The sequence below is a fragment of the Streptomyces sp. NPDC091377 genome (genome assembly GCF_044757045.1).
GTDB lineage: Bacteria > Actinomycetota > Actinomycetes > Streptomycetales > Streptomycetaceae > Streptomyces.
Map to the genome: position 1 here is coordinate 60271 of NZ_JBIVUE010000001.1, position 16671 is coordinate 76941.

Here is a 16671-nt window from a genome sequence, read left to right on the forward strand (position 1 = left end):
ACTAGGGCAAGGGACTGCGGGTGGGTCAGCGGCCCACCAGGACGACCACGGCGTGCGCGTCGAGCTGGTAGCGGCCGGGATGCTGGAGCGCCGGTTCGGCGCCCAGCGGCTGGGCGGCGCTCGCGGAGGTGTCCGCGAACAGCCGCCAGGACTGGCCCTCGGGCAACTGGGGCAGCTCCAGCTCGTGCGGCTCCCAGTGCGCGTTGACGGCGACGTACACATGGTCGTCGCGCACCCGGCCGCCCTGGGCGTGCCGGCCGCAGCGCATCAGCGCCAGCACCCGGCAGTGGCTGGACCAGTCCGGCGACCAGGCGCGCACCCCGTGCCAGCTGAGGTCGGGGTAGCCGCTGCCGACCTGGTCGGTGCCGGTCGGGTGGGCCGCGCCGCGCAGCACCGGATGGGCGTGCCGGAAGGCGATCAGCGACCGGGTGAAGTCCAGCAGTTCGGCGTTGGCGCCGACCAGACCCCAGTCGAACCAGGACAGTTCGTTGTCCTGGCAGTAGGTGTTGTTGTTGCCGAGCTGGGTGCGGCCCACCTCGTCACCGGCCACGAACATGGGCACGCCCTGGCTGGTCATGAGGATCGCCATGAAGTTCTTCATCTGCTTCAGCCGCAGGGCGCGCACATGCGCGGAGGCGCTCGGCCCCTCCTCGCCGCAGTTCCAGCTGTTGTTGTCGTTGGCGCCGTCGCCGCCCGACTCCCCGTTGGCCTCGTTGTGCTTGTCGTTGTACGAGACCAGGTCGTTGAGGGTGAAGCCGTCGTGCGCGGTGACGAAGTTGACCGACGCCGCGCAGGTGCGGCCCTGGTAGAGGTCGGGGGAGCCGGCCATCCGGGTGGCCAGCTCACCGACCAGGCCCGGCTCGCCCTTGATGAACCGCCGTACCGTGTCCCGGTACTTGCCGTTCCACTCCGACCAGCGGCCGTAGTTCGGGAAGTTGCCGACCTGGTAGAGGCCGGCCGCGTCCCACGCCTCGGCGATCAGCTTGGTGCGGCGCAGGATCGGGTCGGCGGCGAGTTGCTCAAGGAGCGGCGGGTTGGGCAGCGGGGCGCCGTCCGGGGCCCGGTCCAGGATGGACGCGAGATCGAAGCGGAACCCGTCGATGTGGTACTCGGCGACCCAGTAGCGCAGGCACGACAGCACGAAGTCACGCACCACGGGGTGGTTGCAGTTGACCGTGTTGCCGGTGCCGCTGAAGTTGAAGTACTCGCCGCGCGGCGTGAGCATGTAGTACGTCGCGTTGTCCAGGCCGCGGAAGGAGATCGTGGGGCCCTGCTCGTTGCCCTCCGCGGTGTGGTTGAACACCACGTCCAGGACGACCTCGATACCGGCCTTGTGCAACTCCTTGACCAGCGACTTGAATTCGTCGGCCTGCATGCCGAAGCGTCCCGTGGCCGCGTAGCCGGCCTTGGGCGCGAAGAACGAGACGGTGTTGTAGCCCCAGTAGTTGTGCAGCCGCTCGCCCGAGACGGGGTCGGTCCGCGGATTGTCCAGCTCGTCGAACTCGAAGACCGGCAGCAGCTCGACGCAGTTCACGCCCAGCTCCCGCAGATACGGGATCTTCTCCCGCAGCCCCGCGTAGGTGCCCGGCGCCGCCACCCCCGAGGAGGGGTGGCGGGTGAAGCCGCGCACATGGGTCTCGTACATGACGAGGTCCTCGCTGGGGATGTTCAGCGGGGTGTCGTCCCCCCAGTCGAAGTCGTCCTCCAGCACCCTGGCCCGGTACTGGTACGGGACGCTCCAGTCGGGCTCGACACCCCACACGTCCCGGCCGGAGACCAGCCGGGCGTACGGGTCGCTGAGCACCCGGGTGCGGTCGAAGCGGTCACCGGCCGCCGGGTCGAAGGGGCCGTCGGCGCGGAAGCCGTACTCCAGCCTCTCGGCGTCCAGACCGAACACCGTCATCGCGTACACGCTGCCGATACGGAACTCGGGCGGGAACTCCAGCTCCGCGAGCGGCTCACGCGCCCCGATCTCGAAGAGCACCAGGCTCATCGAGGTCGCGCGGTCCGAGTACACGGAGAAGTTGATCCCGCCCGGCACCGGGTACGCGCCGTACGGGACGGCTCGTCCCGCGCGCACCCAGTAACCGGAGATCCGGCGCGTCGGATAACCGTCGACGCGCTCACGTATGTCCTGGAGGGTCATCGGCCGGCGCGTTCCAGTGCCGAGCCGAGATCGTCGGCGGTCTCGAAGAAGTCCAGGAAGCCGGTCGCCGACATCACGAACCGCACCTCCTCGGACAGCCCCACGAGCGTCACCGTCGCCTCCAGCTGCTGGGCCCTGCGGTGCACGATCAGCAGGGTGCGCAGACCGGCGCTGGAGATGTAGGTGATGCCGCTGAGATCCACCAGCACCAGCGAGTCCTGGCGGATGAAGGGCAGGAGCTGGGCCTGGAGCCCGCCGGAGGTGGTCGAGTTGATCTCGCCCTCCAGGGCCACCACACAGCAGGCGCCCTCCATCCGGGATGTGAGCTTGACGGTCATCCCGTCACCTCCGGGGGATTGGTCGGGGTGAGGCGGACCTTCACCTTCACCCGGCCCGAGGTCTCGGGCAGGCGCACGGTCAGCGCGCCGGGATCGAAGTCGGTGTGCGGCTCGCCGTCGATCTCCACGCTCTCGATCAGCACCGCGCCGGGCGGCAGCAGATCGGGCGAGACACGCAGCGTCCGCTCGGGCAGATCGGCCGGGTCGGGCTTGAACCAGAAGTCCATCGCCTGCCCGTTGATCAGCAGGTTGTTGTAGACGGCGGCGAGGTAGCACAGCTCGGCCGAGTGGTACATGGACATCGAGTGGCTGCCCTTGAGCCGCTCCACCCCCAGCAGGTACGGCAGCCCGTTGGCGAGGGTGTTGAAGTAGACGGCGCCCTCGTCGTGGTCGAGGAAGAACGCGTTGTAGAACGACTGGGCGTCCCGGGCCTCGGTGCGGAAGTCCTCCCGGCCGGTGATGCCGTGCAGGATCAGATAGGCGAGGATCGCCTGCTCCTGCTGCCACCACGCCTTGCGGTCGTGCCAGGCGAAGCGGTACTGCTCCTCGCCGTCGGCCCTGACCCGCTCCACCACGTCGTACCAGCCGCCGCGCTGGCGGTCGCTGCCGATCTCCGGCATGGTCTCGCCGAGGCTCGCGGCCAGCTTCGCGTAGGTGTCCTTGGGACGCAGCGACTGCATCCGCATCAGATTCCAGGCGATCTTCAGGTTGTGGCCGACCACCGCCCGGTCCTGCTGCCAGCCGTGGGTGGTGTCCGCCGACCAGTCCTTGTGGAAGCGTTCCTGCACGAAGGGGCTGTGCTCCGGGTCGGGGAACCGCTCCGCGATGGTGTCGAAGGTGTACTCCAGCATGTCGGCGTACGCCTTCTCGCCCGTCGCGAGATACAGGTTGATCAGATACGCGGGGGCGTGGTCGCCCACCGAGTTCCAGTTCTTGCGGGCCCGGTTGGGGCCCAGCGACTCGTGCTCGGCGGAGAGCAGGATCGGGTCGATGTGCGAGTAGTACCCGCCGTGCTCCGGGTCCAGGTAGAACCGGTCGAAGAGCCGGATGGTGGCGTCGGCGTCCGCTTTGATCCGCGGGTCGCCGGTGGCCCGGTAGGTCTGGATCGGGCCGGCCAGCGCGTAGATCTGCTCGTAGGCGGGCAGCGCGTCGTAGTCGTCGGAGAACTCCGAGGTGAACAGCTTGGTCTCGGTGTCGCCGTCGACCTTGAGGCCGTGGTACCAGTACACGACGTTCTCGTCGGTGTCCACGAACCGCATATGGGCGCGGAGGTACTCGGTGCCGCGCTCGGCGACCTCCAGGTACTCCTCGTCACCGGTCAGCAGGAACGCCGACGCCATCCCGTACACCAGCCGGGAGATGGTGTCGGTCTCCTGGATGTGGCTGGCGGTCTTGTCGCCGCTGAGCCGGATCTCGGTGCGGTACCGGGTGAAGTCCACCGGACCGTCGCCGAACTGGGCCCGGCGGTAGAACGCGGCGATCTCCTGGATCTGCCGCACCCACCAGCCGGCCTCCTCGAAGCGGAAGTCGTCGGTGTCCCGGCCGGTGAACACCAGCCGCTTCGCCTCGAACCGCAGTCCTCCGCGCTGCGGGTAGAAGACCCCGTACGCCAGCAGGAACCGGCCCTCGGTGAGCAGGTCGTCGATATGTCCCGAGGCGTCCTGGTAGGGCTCGCCCAGGTTGTGCAGAAGCTCCGCGCTCGCGCCGCCGTCCAGGGCGATCACGAAGGAGCGGCCGTCGGCGGTGGCGACGGTGACCTCGCGGGCCGCGCGGTCGAACGCGGTGACACGGCCCGCGATGGTGTCCGAGAAGGTGAAGTCCACGGTGCCGGGGTTGCTGGTCATCTCTCACGCACCTCGCAGCACTAGCTCGTCGATGATGGTCCTGGCGAACAGATGGCAGTGGTCGCCGGTGCGCCCGGTCACCAGATCGCCGTCCACGACGACGTCCTGGTCCACGTAGTTGCAGCCCATGTTGCGCACGTCGCCGATCAGGTTGTTGTGGCAGACGACCTTGCGGCCACGCACCACGTACGGGATCGAGGCGGCCAGCCACATGCCGTGGCAGATGATCCCCTTGACCACCCCGGACCGGGCGAACGCCCGGCGCAGCAGATCGGTGGCGGGGGCGAGGCGCTCGATGTCCTCGGTGTAGCGCAGCCGGTCGGCGACCATGCCGGAGGGCACGATCAGCGCGCTGTACCTGCGCAGCCGGCGGTCGTCCAGGTCCTCCAGGCTGCGGTCCACGGTCAGCGGCGCCCGGTACTCGTGCCCGGAGAAGGTGATGGAGCTGTTGCCCCACAGCCGGGTCAGCAGATCGACCCGGGCGCCCTCCTCGGCGAACCGGCGCTGGTAGTAGGAGATCTCGGGCTCGTAGAAGTCGCTCTCGGCCAGGACCGCTATCCGGCGCCCGGAGAGCACTCCGTCGCGCGACGGGATCGTTGCCATGGCTCAGCCCCCCTCGGTGGTGCGCAGATCGATCAGGAACGGGCGGTCGTCGGCGAGCATCCGCTTGACCGCCTCCGTCACCTGGCTCTTGTCGTCCACCCGCACCCCGTCGACCCCGAAGCCGCGGGCGATCTCGGTGAAGCCCAGATCCGGCCGGGACAGGTCGAACGGGGTGGGGTACGCGTGGGGCGCGACGCCGCGCTCGCGCCAGTACTGCTCGATGTTCAGGTCGAGCAGTTTGTACGAACGGTTGTTGCAGATGACGAACTTGGCGCCGATCCCGTGCCGGACGGCCGTGTACAGCGCCTGGAAGGTGTACATCGAGCCGCCGTCGCCGGTGAAGCCGATCACCGTCTTGTCCGGGTGGGCCAGCTTGATGCCGAGGGCGCCCGGGATGCCCACGCCGAGCGAGCCGCCGCGGGTGGAGAACCAGTGGCCGGGCAGCCGTCCGGGCAGATGGGCGTTGAGCGGGCCGGCCGCGGTCAGCGCCTCGTCGAAGACCATCAGGTCCTCGGGCGCCTCCGCCGCCAGTTCCCGCAGGAAGGTGTGGAGCAGCGAGCCGTCGTCGGCGGGCAGCGGCGGGCGTTCGGCCCGGCGCCGCCGGAGACGGTCGGCGGCCCGGTCGCGGTCGGCGCCGGTCAGCCGGGCCTCCAGCCGCCCGGCGAGCGCGTCGAGCGTCGCCTTCGGGTCGGCGACCAGTCCGAGGGTCACCGGGTGGTTCTTGGCGATCTCGTAGCCGTCGAGGTCGATGTGGACGATCCGGGCGTCCTCGCGGAACGGCGTCCCGGTGTCCGGGAAGACCTCCGGGAAGACATACGTCCCTACGATCAGCACCGCGTCCGCGTCCCGGACCGCGCCCGTGCTGACCTCGCCGAACATATGGCCGAGCTGTCCGCGGTAGAGCGGGTGCCGGGCGTCCAGGTTGACCTCGGAGTAGTCCACGCCCCAGATGTCCGCGCCGAGCTGCTCGGCGACCCGGGTCAGTTCCTCCTGGGCGCCGGAGGCGGAGACGCCGTCGCCGATCAGGACGAGCGGCCGTTCGGCGCCGGCCAGCAGCGCGGCGGCCCGGTCGAGCAGCGCGGGCACCGGCAGCGCGGCGGTGTCCAGGAAGGTGCTCGGCACGACCGGCTCGGAGTTGACCGCGTCCAGCACATCCATGGGGAGGGCGACGAAGACCGGGCCGCGCGGCGGGGTCATCGCCATCTTCATGGCCCGGCGCAGCACCCGCAGCACGGAGCCGGGGTCGGTGACCCGGGTGGCGTACTTGGTCACCGGGCGGGCCATCGAGACCAGGTCGGCGGCCATCTGGGCGTCCATCGACTCGTACTGGACGCCGGACTCGCCGGCGATCACCACGAGCGGGGTGTGGCCGCGCTTCGACTGGTAGAGCATGCCGATCGCGTTGCCGAGCCCGACACCGCTGTGCAGTTGCAGCAGGGCGGGGCGGCCCGTGGCGCGGGCGAACCCGTCCGCGATGCCGGCGGCGACCGTCTCCTGGAGGGTCAGGACGTACTGGATCTCGTCGTAGTTCTCCAGCGCGTCGAGAAAGCCCTGCTCGACCGTGCCTGGATTGCCGAACATGTACGGAATGCCGTCGGCGATGAACTGCTCGATGATCGCCGCGTTGCCCTGCCTGGCCATGTCTTCCTTCTCTCGCTGGGACCTTGGGGAACGTCCCCGGGGGCGACCGGGGGGACCGCGACGCCGGGACACCGGTGCCGGGGGAGGCCGGGTGCTCGGCGCCCGGCGGCGAACGGCCGGGCGCCGGGCGCCGGGTGAGACCGGTCGCCGCCGGGGAACCGCGCGGCGGCTACCAGCCGAAGCGGGTGAGACCGTCCTCCAGGACCTCGACGATCTTCTCGCCGGTCAGATACGAGTCGGGGGTGGAGCGGCCCGTGATGAACGGGTAGTCCACGATCACCGACGTCTCCTTGCCGAAGTTGCCGTGGTAGCGGCCGTCGGGGCCGGTGGCGTCCCGCAGGATGTACTCCAGCGGGTACGGCGGCGGGCCCATGTTGAAGTCGGTGCCCAGGAAGCCCGTGCCGTCCTTGTAGTCGTACTCCTTGCAGTGTCCGGTGATGTGCTTGCCCCAGACGATGGACTTGCGGTCCTCCCAGTCCCGCGCGAACGCCAGGCAGGTGACGCCGTAGCACTCGGCGGCGATCGGCTTGCCGGCCCGCAGGAAGGCGAGGACCAGTTCGTGGACCCGCTCGTTGTTGCCGAGGTCGACCACCGGCCCGGAGCCGCCCACGATCAGCATCGTGTCGTACTCCTCCACCTCCTGCGCCACCACGTCGAGCGCCCGGTGGTACGCCTCCAGCTTGCGCAGATAGTCGTCCTCGCAGGTGTACGGGCGCTCCGGCACCCAGCTGGAGATGTCGATCGGGTCGTCCAGCCGGTCGGACTCGTCCACCTCGCGGGTCAGCTTCGCCACCCGTTCCGAGGTGACCGAGCGGCCCAGCGGCGGGTCGATGTACTCGGGGTCCATCGACGGCGGCAGGGCGTGTGCCCGCTTGCCGGTCGGGGTGGCGAACACGACCTCGTAACCGCGCAGGTCGAAGTGGTGCAGCGGCCCGATGAGTTCCTCGCCCCAGTAGCCGTGCTCCGACAGGATCACGAGGATTTTCTTGGCGTTCCTCCTGGCCACGCCTGCTCCTTGGGTAGTAGGTGCGGGGTGATGCGAGATCAGCGGGCGTCGGGGCCGATGATCCAGTTCTCCCGGACAGCCAGGGAGAACACGTACTTGGGGTCCGCGATCTCCTCGCGGGCCGCGGTGACGCGCTCGGTGAAGTACGGCGACTTCAGCGCCGCCTCCAGGGCGGGCACGTCGTCGAACCAGAGCTGCTCGACCGAGTCGAAGCCCGACTCGCCGAAGACGTAGGCGCCGTCCACGGTGTGGGCGTGCAGATAACGGCGCAGGCCGGGCAGTTCCTTGACCACCCCGGCGTACTCGTCGAGGCTGCGCTTGCGGTAGTCGGCCAGGTCGGTGCCCGGGCGGCGCTTCAGCAGCACCGTGAGCTTGACCCAGTCCTGGCCCTTGGCGAGCGGGGGGCCGGCGACGATCTCGTGGGCGGTGGTGTCCACCACGAGGGTCATCCAGAACGCCGCCCACTTGGGCTCGTCCAGCCGGGCTCCGTTCAGGAACTCGTCGGTCTGGAGGGACGCGAGCTGCTCCTCGCCGTTGGCCAGCCAGATCTCCGCGATGCCCTGGTGGGGCAGGGGCGGGGTGCCGAGGTTGCCCTCGATCTCCACCACCGTGTCCACCAGGTACTTGCGGATCTGCGGGATCTTGGCGGCGTACTGAACGGCGTGGGTGTTGACCCAGTAATCCTGGAACTCCTGTGCGGTCATCCCAGGTTTGGGGGCCGCGAGAATGAACTGGTGGATCATGTGAGAATCTCCTGTTCCACACCGGTCCGGATGTCTGAAATCGTGTCGATGCGGGCGCCCCGGGGCAAAGGTTCCGGGTCGACTATCTGACGTGGGGACGGATGGGGTTCCGCCCGCCGCGACACCCCCCGCCGCCGCCGGTCCGCACCTGTGAAAGTGCAGGTCAGGGCGTTAGGTGGTGGGTCTGGCGAGTCGGCGGACCGCGGCCAGCGGGATCGGCAGCCACGCGGGGCGGTTGTGGGCCTCGTACACCGCCTCGTAGACCGCCTTGTCCGCCTCGAAGGCCCGCAGCAGGACCGGATTGCACCGCGGGTCCATGCCGCCCGCCTCGGCGTAACCGGCGCTGAACGCCCGCCGGTTGTGCACCGCCCACGCCGACGCCCGGCGGGCCGACCGGCTGCCGTGCGCCGCGCCGGGGCCGCCCGCCGCCTCGACCAGGGCGTGATGGGCCGCGTAGTCGAAGGAGCGCAGCATGGCCGCCACGTCCCGGACGGCCGGATGCGGCCGTCTGCGTTCGGCGAGCGGATGGCCCGGCTCGCCCTCGAAGTCGATCAGCACCCAGCCGTCCTCGGCCCGCAGCACCTGGCCGAGATGGAGATCCCCGTGCACCCGCTGCACCGGCAGCGGATGGCCGCGCTCCGCCATGTCCCGCAGATCCTGGTGGATCGCCCGCAACTCCCGCGCGAACGGCAGCAGTTCGGGCACCTCCTCCAGTGCCGACTCCAGCCGTCCGGTCAGCTCCTCGGACAGCCCGGCGATCTCCGGCGGGCTCAGCTCCCGGCTGCCCAGCCGGTCGGCCAGCGCCGCGTGCACCCGGGCGGTGGCCCGGCCCAGCGCCTTCGACTCCTCGGCGAACCCGCCGAGCAGGGCCACCGAGGCGCACGCGCCGGTGATGCACGAGCCGGCCTCGGCGGTGGCCAGCGCCCAGCCGTCGCCGCGCGAGGGCACGAACCGCTGGAGGATCGCCAGCGTGGTGCGGCCCGCGGGGAAGCCGTCGGAGGTCTGCATCCAGGCCAGCGGATGCGCGCTCGGCACGTCCCCGGCCTCCCGCAGCGCGGTCAGCAGCTCCAGTTCGGGGTGCGGGCCCGGCACCAGCCGGCGCAGCACCTTCAGCATCAGCCGGTCGCCGAAGGCCACCGAGGTGTTGGACTGCTCGGCGGTCAGCGTCCGCGCGGGCAGCCCGGCCGGGATGCCGGCGCCGGGCACCCGGTGGCACTCCACCACCCCGTCGGCGTCCTCGGCCGCCAGCCGGTCCAGCAGCCGGGACATCAGCTCCGGGTCGCCGGTCGCCTCGTACACCACGTCCCCGGAGTCCAGGGTGCCGAGGACGGTGTCCGGCCGGGGCGGCGGTCCGGACGTGCGGACGCCGAGGAGCAGGTGGTACCACTCCTCGTGTCCCGGCTGTCCGGCCCGCACGATCAGTTGGAGCAGGGCCGGATCGCCCGGGTGGACCAGATCGGCGACCACCGGTTCCACGCGCGGCGGACGGTCGCCCTTGCCCGCGAACCAGCGGCGCCCGGCGAGCCAGCCCGGCAGCAGTGGCAGCAGCGAGCCGGCGAGCCGGTCGGCCGTCGTCGGGGTGACCGGGGCGCTCATGCCGGCACCTGCGCCCGGCGCGGGGCGGGCACCTGGGCCGGGGCGGGCACACCGGCCAGCACGGAGACGGCATGGGCCACCGTCACCATCGTCATGTGGTGGTGCCAGCCGCGGAACGAGCGGCCCTCGAAGTCCCGGGCGCCCAGCCGGTCGGTGACCGAGGCCAGGTCGTCGGAGACCCGGCGGGCGAGCATCGCGGTGCGGTAGACGGTGCCGAGCTGCGGCCGGGAGAGGTTGGAGAGCCAGTACTCGCCCGGGGTGCGCCGTCCGCGTACGGTCCAGGCGCCCAGCAGCACCATCTCCTGGCGCTCGTTGAGCACGGGCGCCCCGGCCCGGCGGCGGCGCATCCGGACCCGGGTGGTGCCGACCGAGGTGGCGCGCACGGTGTCGGTGGTGTGGTCGTACCACTCCACCGGCATGGTGGTCCGGCTGAGCGCCGCGGTCAGCGCGTCCGCGCCGCCCCCGTGGTCGGCGGCCGGGGCCTGCGGGAACGGCTCCAGGAGCGCGAACCGGGAGGCCGGGTCGATACGGACCACGAACGGGATCTGGCGGGCGTTCAGCTCGGCGCAGACCGCGTACGGATCGGCGTCGCGCAGATCCGTCACCACCGGCTTGCCGGGCAGCCGCCACTCGGCGGCCATCCGGTCCACCGACCCGATCGCGCAGATCTCCGGCGGAGCGGCGTCGACATGGCGGGGTATGGAGGCGCGGCGGCGGCGCTCGGGGTGGTCGGTCCAGCACTCGGGCAGCGCCAGCCGCCAGTCGACGGGGCAGCTGCCCTGCTCGGAGACGAGCCAGACACCGCTGGCCTGCTGGCAGTTGACGATCCGCCCGATGTGCGGCACCCACTGCCGCTCCACGCCCACCGAGTGCTCACCGATCTTGGTGATGACCAGCGGCTGCGCCACCCAGGCGCGCGGGTTCAGCCGGTCGGTCAGCAGATCGGCGACGGCCCGGCGCACCGGACCGCACTGCCAGGTGGACTTGGTGATGAATTGATAAAGACTTTGCTCCACGCTGTTGCCGGCGCCGCCTGCCAGTCCGCGCATGGTCTTTTTTCCGTCAACAGTGAGCAGGCCCCGTACATATAGCTCTGCCCAACGCCGCTGATCGCTGCGCGGAATCGACTCCAGTGCCCGGCTGAGAACCTCGTCGAATAAGTCCTGCGAGATTCCCGCGGGCAGTTTCTGCCGCTCTTCTACGGCCATGGTGGGGGCCCTTCTGAAAGTCAAGCTGTTTTTCCCGCCGTGACAGGGGCGGAACAAGCCCGTCCGGAATGGCCCGCCGGCCGCGGGTGCGGTCGGCCCGGTCCGGCTCCGATGCGGAAGGCGATCGCTCATTCGCAGGGGGCGTATTGGGGGCCGGAATTCCGGATGGAGTTGTTTCCGCTGTGTGTCAGGGCCGGAGGCGTGGACCCGAGACCGGGCGGCGGCTGCCGCCGGGCCGTCCGGTCCCGGGTCTTCACGGGCCCGCCGGGCCGGGGGATGGTGTGCTCCGGCGGGCGCGCGGGGCGGCCGGAAGCCGCCCGCCCCGCGGGTCGGTCGGGTCAGCCGCCGCGGCCGGACCAGGCGAGCATCCGGTCGGGGGTGAGCCGGCGCAGCAGCGGCGACCAGTCGGCGGGGGCCTCTCCGGGCTCGTTGTAGAGCTCGAAGGTGCGTCCCGCCGCCTCGGGCAGCCGCAGCGCCTGCACACACGCCTCCGCCACGGCCGACCGCGAGACCCAGCCGTCGCCCCGGTCGTCCTGTTCCAGCCGGACGCCGGAGCCGGCGAACGCGTCGTCGGTCAGCCAGCTCGGCCGGATCACCGTGTACGGCAGTCCGGAGGCGCGCAGGGCGTCCTCGCCCCGCAGCCGCCAGTCGAGCAGCCGCCCGTAGGCGTTCATCGGGTGTTCGCGGCGGGTCACGAAGATCTGGCTGACCAGCACCACGTGCGGGCGCTCGGCCTGGTCGGCGAGGGCGGTGAGCATATTGCGCACACCGTCGTACATGGTGGTCTCCGGGCTGTCGGGGCCCGAGTTGGCGGTGCCGGGTTCCACGCTGAACACGACGCCGGCACACCCCCGCAGTGCCGGTGCCAGGGTGTCGGCGTACCGGACGTCGGCCCGGCGCAGTTCCACTCCGAGCGGCACCCGCCCGCACTGCGGACTACGGCTCACCACCCGTACCTGATGACCCTGTTCGGTCAGCCGCCGGGTGACGCGCGTGCCGAGCCGGCCCGCGCCGCCCACGACGGCGATGGGGTTCTCCATGGATCGCCTCCTGGTCGAGACGTGGTGACATCGAGCGTGCTGATCGGCCGTGCCGATCGCCTGTGACCGGGCCCTGGCCGAGTTCTGATCGAGCCTTGGCCGGCCCTGGTCGAGCCCTGATCGAGCCCTGATCGAGCGTGGAAAGCGCCGTGCACGTGATGCCGGATGTCTCACATCCAGCGGAGGATGTCCTCGGCGCTCCTGAGTTCGGTCCTCGCGGGCAGCCCCGAAAGGGCGGGCACCCGAAGCCGCGGGTAGACGGTGACCCCGCAGTAGCGCGCACCCGGCCACAGGACGGCTCCGTCGCCGACCGCCGAGTGGTGTTCGAGCCGGATCGGCCGGGTGCGCTCGGAGCGCAGTTCGGCCATCGGGCCCACATAGCTGTCGGTGAGTTCGGCGTAGGCGCCGATCACCGCGGATTCGCCGACGGTGGAGCGCAGCAGCGTGGTGCCCTCGCGGAGTTCGGCCCCGTCGCCGATGTCCGCGTGCTCCAGGCGTACGCCCTGGCCGATCTCCACGTCCTGGCCGATCCTGACGCCCGGTCCGATCACCACCGACCCCTCCTCGATCTTCTGGGCGAGGGTGGTGCCGGTGACATCGTCCTTGGTGCGCAGGCTGGACTCATGGACCCAGGGCCGGCCCGTGGCGGGGTCGGGGCGGTCCATCAGCCGGTTCATCTGCTCGTACGCGCCGTCGAGCACGAGTCGTACGGTGTCCAGGTAGTCCGGTACGTTGCCCAGGTCGCCGAGTCGGGCGATGGTGTGGGTGGCCACCGGATGGCCCTGCTCGACCAGCCAGGGCAGCAGATCGCCGCCCCAGTCGAGCCGCTGGTGGGAGCGGCGGAACAGCCCCGGTTCCCGGGCGAGCAGCCGCAGCCGGCCGCAGTCGACGAGGTACATGCCCGCGTTGGTGGGCAGTACGGCGCCGGGGTCGCCGTCGGTGTGCGGGAACAGGGCCCGCAGTTCGGTCTCGCCCGGTTTCTCCACGAAGCCCCGCACCAGCCCCGCGGGGTCGGTGCGCATGACGCCGTATTTGTGGGAGATCTCCGCGGGGGTCCGGGCGACCGAGGCGATGGTCACCAGCGCGCCACGCGCGTTCTGGGTGCGTTCCATCGCGGCGAGGTCGAAGTCGAAGAGCGAGTCGACGGGCAGTACCAGGGCGGGTCCTTGCAGGTCCCACTGCTCCAGGTTGTGGAGGGTGGCACCGGCGGAGCCGACGTTGTAGCGGTCGAAGCGGGAGCGCGAGTAGGTGATGCGGACACCGTGGCGTTCGCCGTGCCCGAGCAGCAGCTTGATCTGGTTGCGGTTCTCCAGGCCGTGTGTGACGACGTAGAACCGGCGTATGCCCTGCTCCCGGCAGCTCTCCAGGACCCACTCGATGAGCCGCCGCCCGACGAAGGGGATCAGGGCCTTGCTCCTGATGTAGTCGGCGGACTCCAGGGTGATCGGCTTGGCCCGTTCACCACGACCGCCGGCGAGAATGATGCCGACGATTTCGCTCTTCGTGCTCATCACGCCCCCATCGTGTTGAGAATGTCGTGGTGGTAATCGATTTACGGCCAGTGATCGTCTTGCGTGTCGTCGGTGTGCGGCAGATGAAGCTTGCCGCCGTCCGGTGTGGAGACTGCTTCCTTCACCGGATTCGAACCCCCCGCGAGTATGTGCGGTGCGCCGAATGAGACGACCGCCGTCAATGCGGTTGCGGTGAGCAACTTCGCGGTCCGCGTCATTTCCATTTTTCCCTCCCGTTGGCTGAAAGCGAGCCCCGCTTTCGCCTCTGGAATCATTGCGTACGGAACACCGCCATTGGGGGTTTGGGTAGCATCGTGAAGGTGCAGTGCAGAAACCGGAAGGGGGGGTATATGTGCAGGAATCCGGACATAAGGCCGCAACCTAACGTCGTGCGTATGTGCGATGAGGGGCTCGCGGTCTATCGCCGGGCCTTGGCCAAGGGCCCATTACGAGGCGAAGTGCCCGAGTGTCTCCTTGAGTTGGGGCTGCTGCGGCCGTTGGCCGAAGACCCCGCACTGCTCGGCGCGGTGCCGCCCGACATCGCCAGCAGCGAGCTGCGACGCCCCATCGAGCGGGCCGTACTCGTCCAGCAGCACACCATCGCCGCCATCCGGGACGCCCTCACCGTCGCCGAGGACGTCTACCGCGAGGAGTACCGCGAAGCCGGCACCGCCGTACGGCTGTTGAGCGGCGCCCATGTCATCGACGCCGCCCTCCAGCAGTGCCGCGACGAGTGTCAGGAGGAACTGCTCACCGCCAAACCGGGCGGCGCCCGGCCCACCGACGCGCTCGCCAAGACGCTGCCGCACGATCTCGCCCTGCTCACCCGGGGGATCCAGCAGCGCACCCTCTACCAGCACACCGTGCGCACCCACGGCCCGACGCTCGCCTACATCGAGAAGGTGACCGCCGCCGGCGCCGAAGTACGCACCCTCAACGAGATCTTCGACCGGCTCATCATCTACGACCGCCGGATCGCCTTCATCCCCGACCCGCTGCTGGACGTCAACCAGACCGCCCTGGCGATCGAGCACCCGGCGATCGTCCACTACCTGGCCACCGTCTTCGACCACGCCTGGCAGCGCGCCGAGCGGGTCAGCATCACCCAGGACCATGTGCGGCCCCCGCTGATGACCGACGAGACCCGCAGGGCGGTGCTGCGGCTGATGGTCGAGGGCTACACCGACTCCGCGATCTCCAAACGGCTGGGCATCAGCACCCGTACCGTCTCCGCCCACATCAAGAAGGCGTCCGAGTCGCTCAACAGCCGCAGCCGCGCCCAACTCGCCTATCTGCTCGCGAAATCGTCGCTCGTGGACGACGTGGTGTCCTGACGGACGGCCGCGAACTCCGAAAGCGGGACGCTTCCCCGGTCCGGCCCACCGGGGAGGCGTCCCCCACCACCCCGGCTCCCACTTGTCCGGCCCGCTTCCGTCCGGCTTCCCCCTGGTCGGCCTGCCTGCCTCCCGGCCGGTCCACCGTCTTCCGGTTCTACGCCGGGTCGGTCAGCGCGTGCGCCGCGCCGAGGGTGGACTCCACCTCCGCCGCCGCCGTGCCGAGGGCGCTGCCGGTGCCCGTGATCACCGGGTGGCCGGGCAGCAGCGCGGCGAGGGCGTCGGCCACCCCGCCGGGTGCCGGGCGGACGCCGGTCACGACGAACCCGCCCCGCCGCAGGGCCAGTTCACCGGCGGCGGCCTTGAGATGGGTGGCGTCGCGGTAGACCAGGTGGGCATGGGCCAGCCAGGGCGCGACCGCGCGAGCCGCGCGCGCGACACCGGTGCCGTACTCGCCGATCGACACCAGGCACACCTCGTCCTCGTTCGCGCCCGTGGACTCCCAGGCCAGCGGTGCGGGTGGCGGGCCGCCCGGGGTCAGGTCGGGGCGCGGCCAGTAGGGGCGCGGGGTGCCGCCGACGCCGATGTGGTACGGCCGGTCCGCGCCGACGGCGGCCCGGATCACCGCCCTGGTCTCCGTCGCCCCGCACGGCTCGGCGAGGGTCACTCCGTCCAGCCCCCGCAGCAGCGGTTCCTGGGCGAGCAGCCCGGAGCCCGGCGCCACGACATGCGCGCCGGCCGACAGATAACTGGCGCGCAGCGCGGCCGGCACCAGACCGGGACCGGTGCACACGAAGGGCCGGAACCCGGCCGCCACCAGCCCCCGTACGACCTCGATCATCGCGGAGGCGACCCCGCGCAGGGCGAAGAACCGCTCGGGGTGGGCCTGTTCGAAGGGGTGCTCGACCCGGCCGGGCAGTCCGGCGAGACAGACGACCCGGCCGTCGATGGCGGCGAGGGCGACGAGTTCGGCGCAGTAGGCCCGGAAGCCGGAGACCCCCCGGACGGTGGCCTCCGCCCCGTCGTCGCCGTCCGCTCCCGGCGGCGGCCAGGCGGGGGCGGTCGCCGTGCGGGCCCGGGGCAGCGGCGGCCGGGTCCCGCCGGCGCGGGCGGGGGACTGCCGGGGGCCGGGCGTGGTCACCTCCCCGAGGGTCGTCATCTCCCGCTCCGGTCTGCGCTTCGCCCGGCGGTGTGCGGTAACAGGGCCCTGTCCTCTTCTCTTCGGCGGGACGCCGGTGTCCGCGGTCCGCTCCGGTCGCGTGCGCGTACGTCGTCCCGCTCCCTCTCCGTCTGCCGTTGCCAGTGCATAACCGCCCTCTTCCCGCGTCCGGTCGTGGACCGCGTGTAGGCATGGGGTGGTGGACGTTCCGGCCGGTGGCCCGGCGGCACAGCGATGGGCGCCGGTGCGTGCGTGACCGGTGGGGAACGGCCGTGGTGGGGGCCGTGAGGAAAACGCCTGCCGGACCGGCCGGGCCCCGGCGTGGCGTGGTGTCAGGAGCCGGCGCCCCCTCAGGGAGGCGTACCGCCGCCCGTGGGGCGTCGTCGCTCCGGCCGTGCGCCACAGTCGTAGGACACGTCGGTCCCTCCCCCGTCGTGGACATGCGGCGGCGCCGTACGGACCCCGCCCCCGACAAGGCTGCCCCGCCGGGTGCCGTGCACGG

Annotated in this window: 14 protein-coding genes; 1 reads left to right on the plus strand and 13 read right to left on the minus strand. The window is 71.0% G+C overall.

Translation table 11 applies throughout. From position 1 onward, the window contains the following. Window positions 1-25: 25 nt before the first annotated feature. The 12 genes from glgX to ACIQNG_RS00345 form a co-directional block, all read right to left on the minus strand. Window positions 26-2146, minus strand: a complete 2121-nt coding sequence (glgX, locus tag ACIQNG_RS00290; RefSeq protein WP_401481872.1) for a glycogen debranching protein GlgX — start codon at window positions 2144-2146, stop codon at window positions 26-28. Continuing rightward, window positions 2143-2484 carry an STAS domain-containing protein gene (locus ACIQNG_RS00295; protein WP_401438559.1) on the minus strand — a complete coding sequence of 114 codons (342 nt, stop codon included), beginning with the start codon at window positions 2482-2484 and terminating at the stop codon, window positions 2143-2145. Before ACIQNG_RS00295 ends, glgX begins: the two co-directional genes overlap by 4 nt. After that, window positions 2481-4328, minus strand: coding sequence for an AGE family epimerase/isomerase (locus ACIQNG_RS00300; RefSeq protein WP_401481874.1), 1848 nt, complete (start codon window positions 4326-4328; stop codon window positions 2481-2483). Before ACIQNG_RS00300 ends, ACIQNG_RS00295 begins: the two co-directional genes overlap by 4 nt. 3 nt (window positions 4329-4331) lie before the next feature. Then, complete coding sequence (locus ACIQNG_RS00305; protein ID WP_401438554.1) at window positions 4332-4931, minus strand: DJ-1/PfpI family protein; 600 nt, start codon at window positions 4929-4931, stop codon at window positions 4332-4334. A gap of 3 nt (window positions 4932-4934) precedes the next feature. Next, a complete protein-coding gene (locus ACIQNG_RS00310; protein WP_401481876.1) occupies window positions 4935-6572 on the minus strand; it encodes a thiamine pyrophosphate-binding protein in 1638 nt (545 codons plus the stop codon). A gap of 169 nt (window positions 6573-6741) precedes the next feature. After that, entirely contained in the window at window positions 6742-7578 is an 837-nt protein-coding gene (locus tag ACIQNG_RS00315; protein WP_401438548.1) for a type 1 glutamine amidotransferase domain-containing protein, read from the minus strand. Window positions 7579-7616: 38 nt separating this feature from the next. Next, window positions 7617-8321 carry an EthD domain-containing protein gene (locus ACIQNG_RS00320; protein ID WP_401481878.1) on the minus strand — a complete coding sequence of 235 codons (705 nt, stop codon included), beginning with the start codon at window positions 8319-8321 and terminating at the stop codon, window positions 7617-7619. A gap of 171 nt (window positions 8322-8492) precedes the next feature. Further along, window positions 8493-9917: a phosphotransferase gene (locus ACIQNG_RS00325; protein WP_401481880.1), complete on the minus strand. Its 1425-nt coding sequence runs from the start codon at window positions 9915-9917 to the stop codon at window positions 8493-8495. Beyond that, complete coding sequence (locus tag ACIQNG_RS00330) at window positions 9914-11257, minus strand: IS701 family transposase (RefSeq protein WP_401481882.1); 1344 nt, start codon at window positions 11255-11257, stop codon at window positions 9914-9916. The genes ACIQNG_RS00325 and ACIQNG_RS00330 overlap by 4 nt, the downstream gene beginning before the upstream one ends. Before the next feature lie 206 nt (window positions 11258-11463). Then, window positions 11464-12165 carry an SDR family oxidoreductase gene (locus ACIQNG_RS00335; RefSeq protein WP_401438538.1) on the minus strand — a complete coding sequence of 234 codons (702 nt, stop codon included), beginning with the start codon at window positions 12163-12165 and terminating at the stop codon, window positions 11464-11466. A 170-nt stretch (window positions 12166-12335) separates the two neighbouring features. Further along, window positions 12336-13676 (minus strand): sugar phosphate nucleotidyltransferase, encoded by a 1341-nt coding sequence (locus tag ACIQNG_RS00340; RefSeq protein WP_401438536.1) that lies wholly within the window; start codon window positions 13674-13676, stop codon window positions 12336-12338. A 41-nt stretch (window positions 13677-13717) separates the two neighbouring features. Further along, entirely contained in the window at window positions 13718-13951 is a 234-nt protein-coding gene (locus ACIQNG_RS00345) for a hypothetical protein (RefSeq protein WP_401481885.1), read from the minus strand. A gap of 183 nt (window positions 13952-14134) precedes the next feature. On the opposite strand from ACIQNG_RS00345, the gene ACIQNG_RS00350 reads away from it, so the two are divergent. Next, a complete protein-coding gene (locus ACIQNG_RS00350) occupies window positions 14135-15010 on the plus strand; it encodes a LuxR C-terminal-related transcriptional regulator (RefSeq protein ID WP_401481887.1) in 876 nt (291 codons plus the stop codon). Between the two features lie 157 nt (window positions 15011-15167). Here ACIQNG_RS00350 and ACIQNG_RS00355 read toward each other — a convergent pair whose 3' ends face one another. Next, the gene (locus ACIQNG_RS00355; protein WP_401438530.1) at window positions 15168-16169 is read right to left on the minus strand and encodes a transketolase; all 1002 of its coding nucleotides are present in this window, start codon (window positions 16167-16169) and stop codon (window positions 15168-15170) included. Window positions 16170-16671 lie beyond the last annotated feature (502 nt).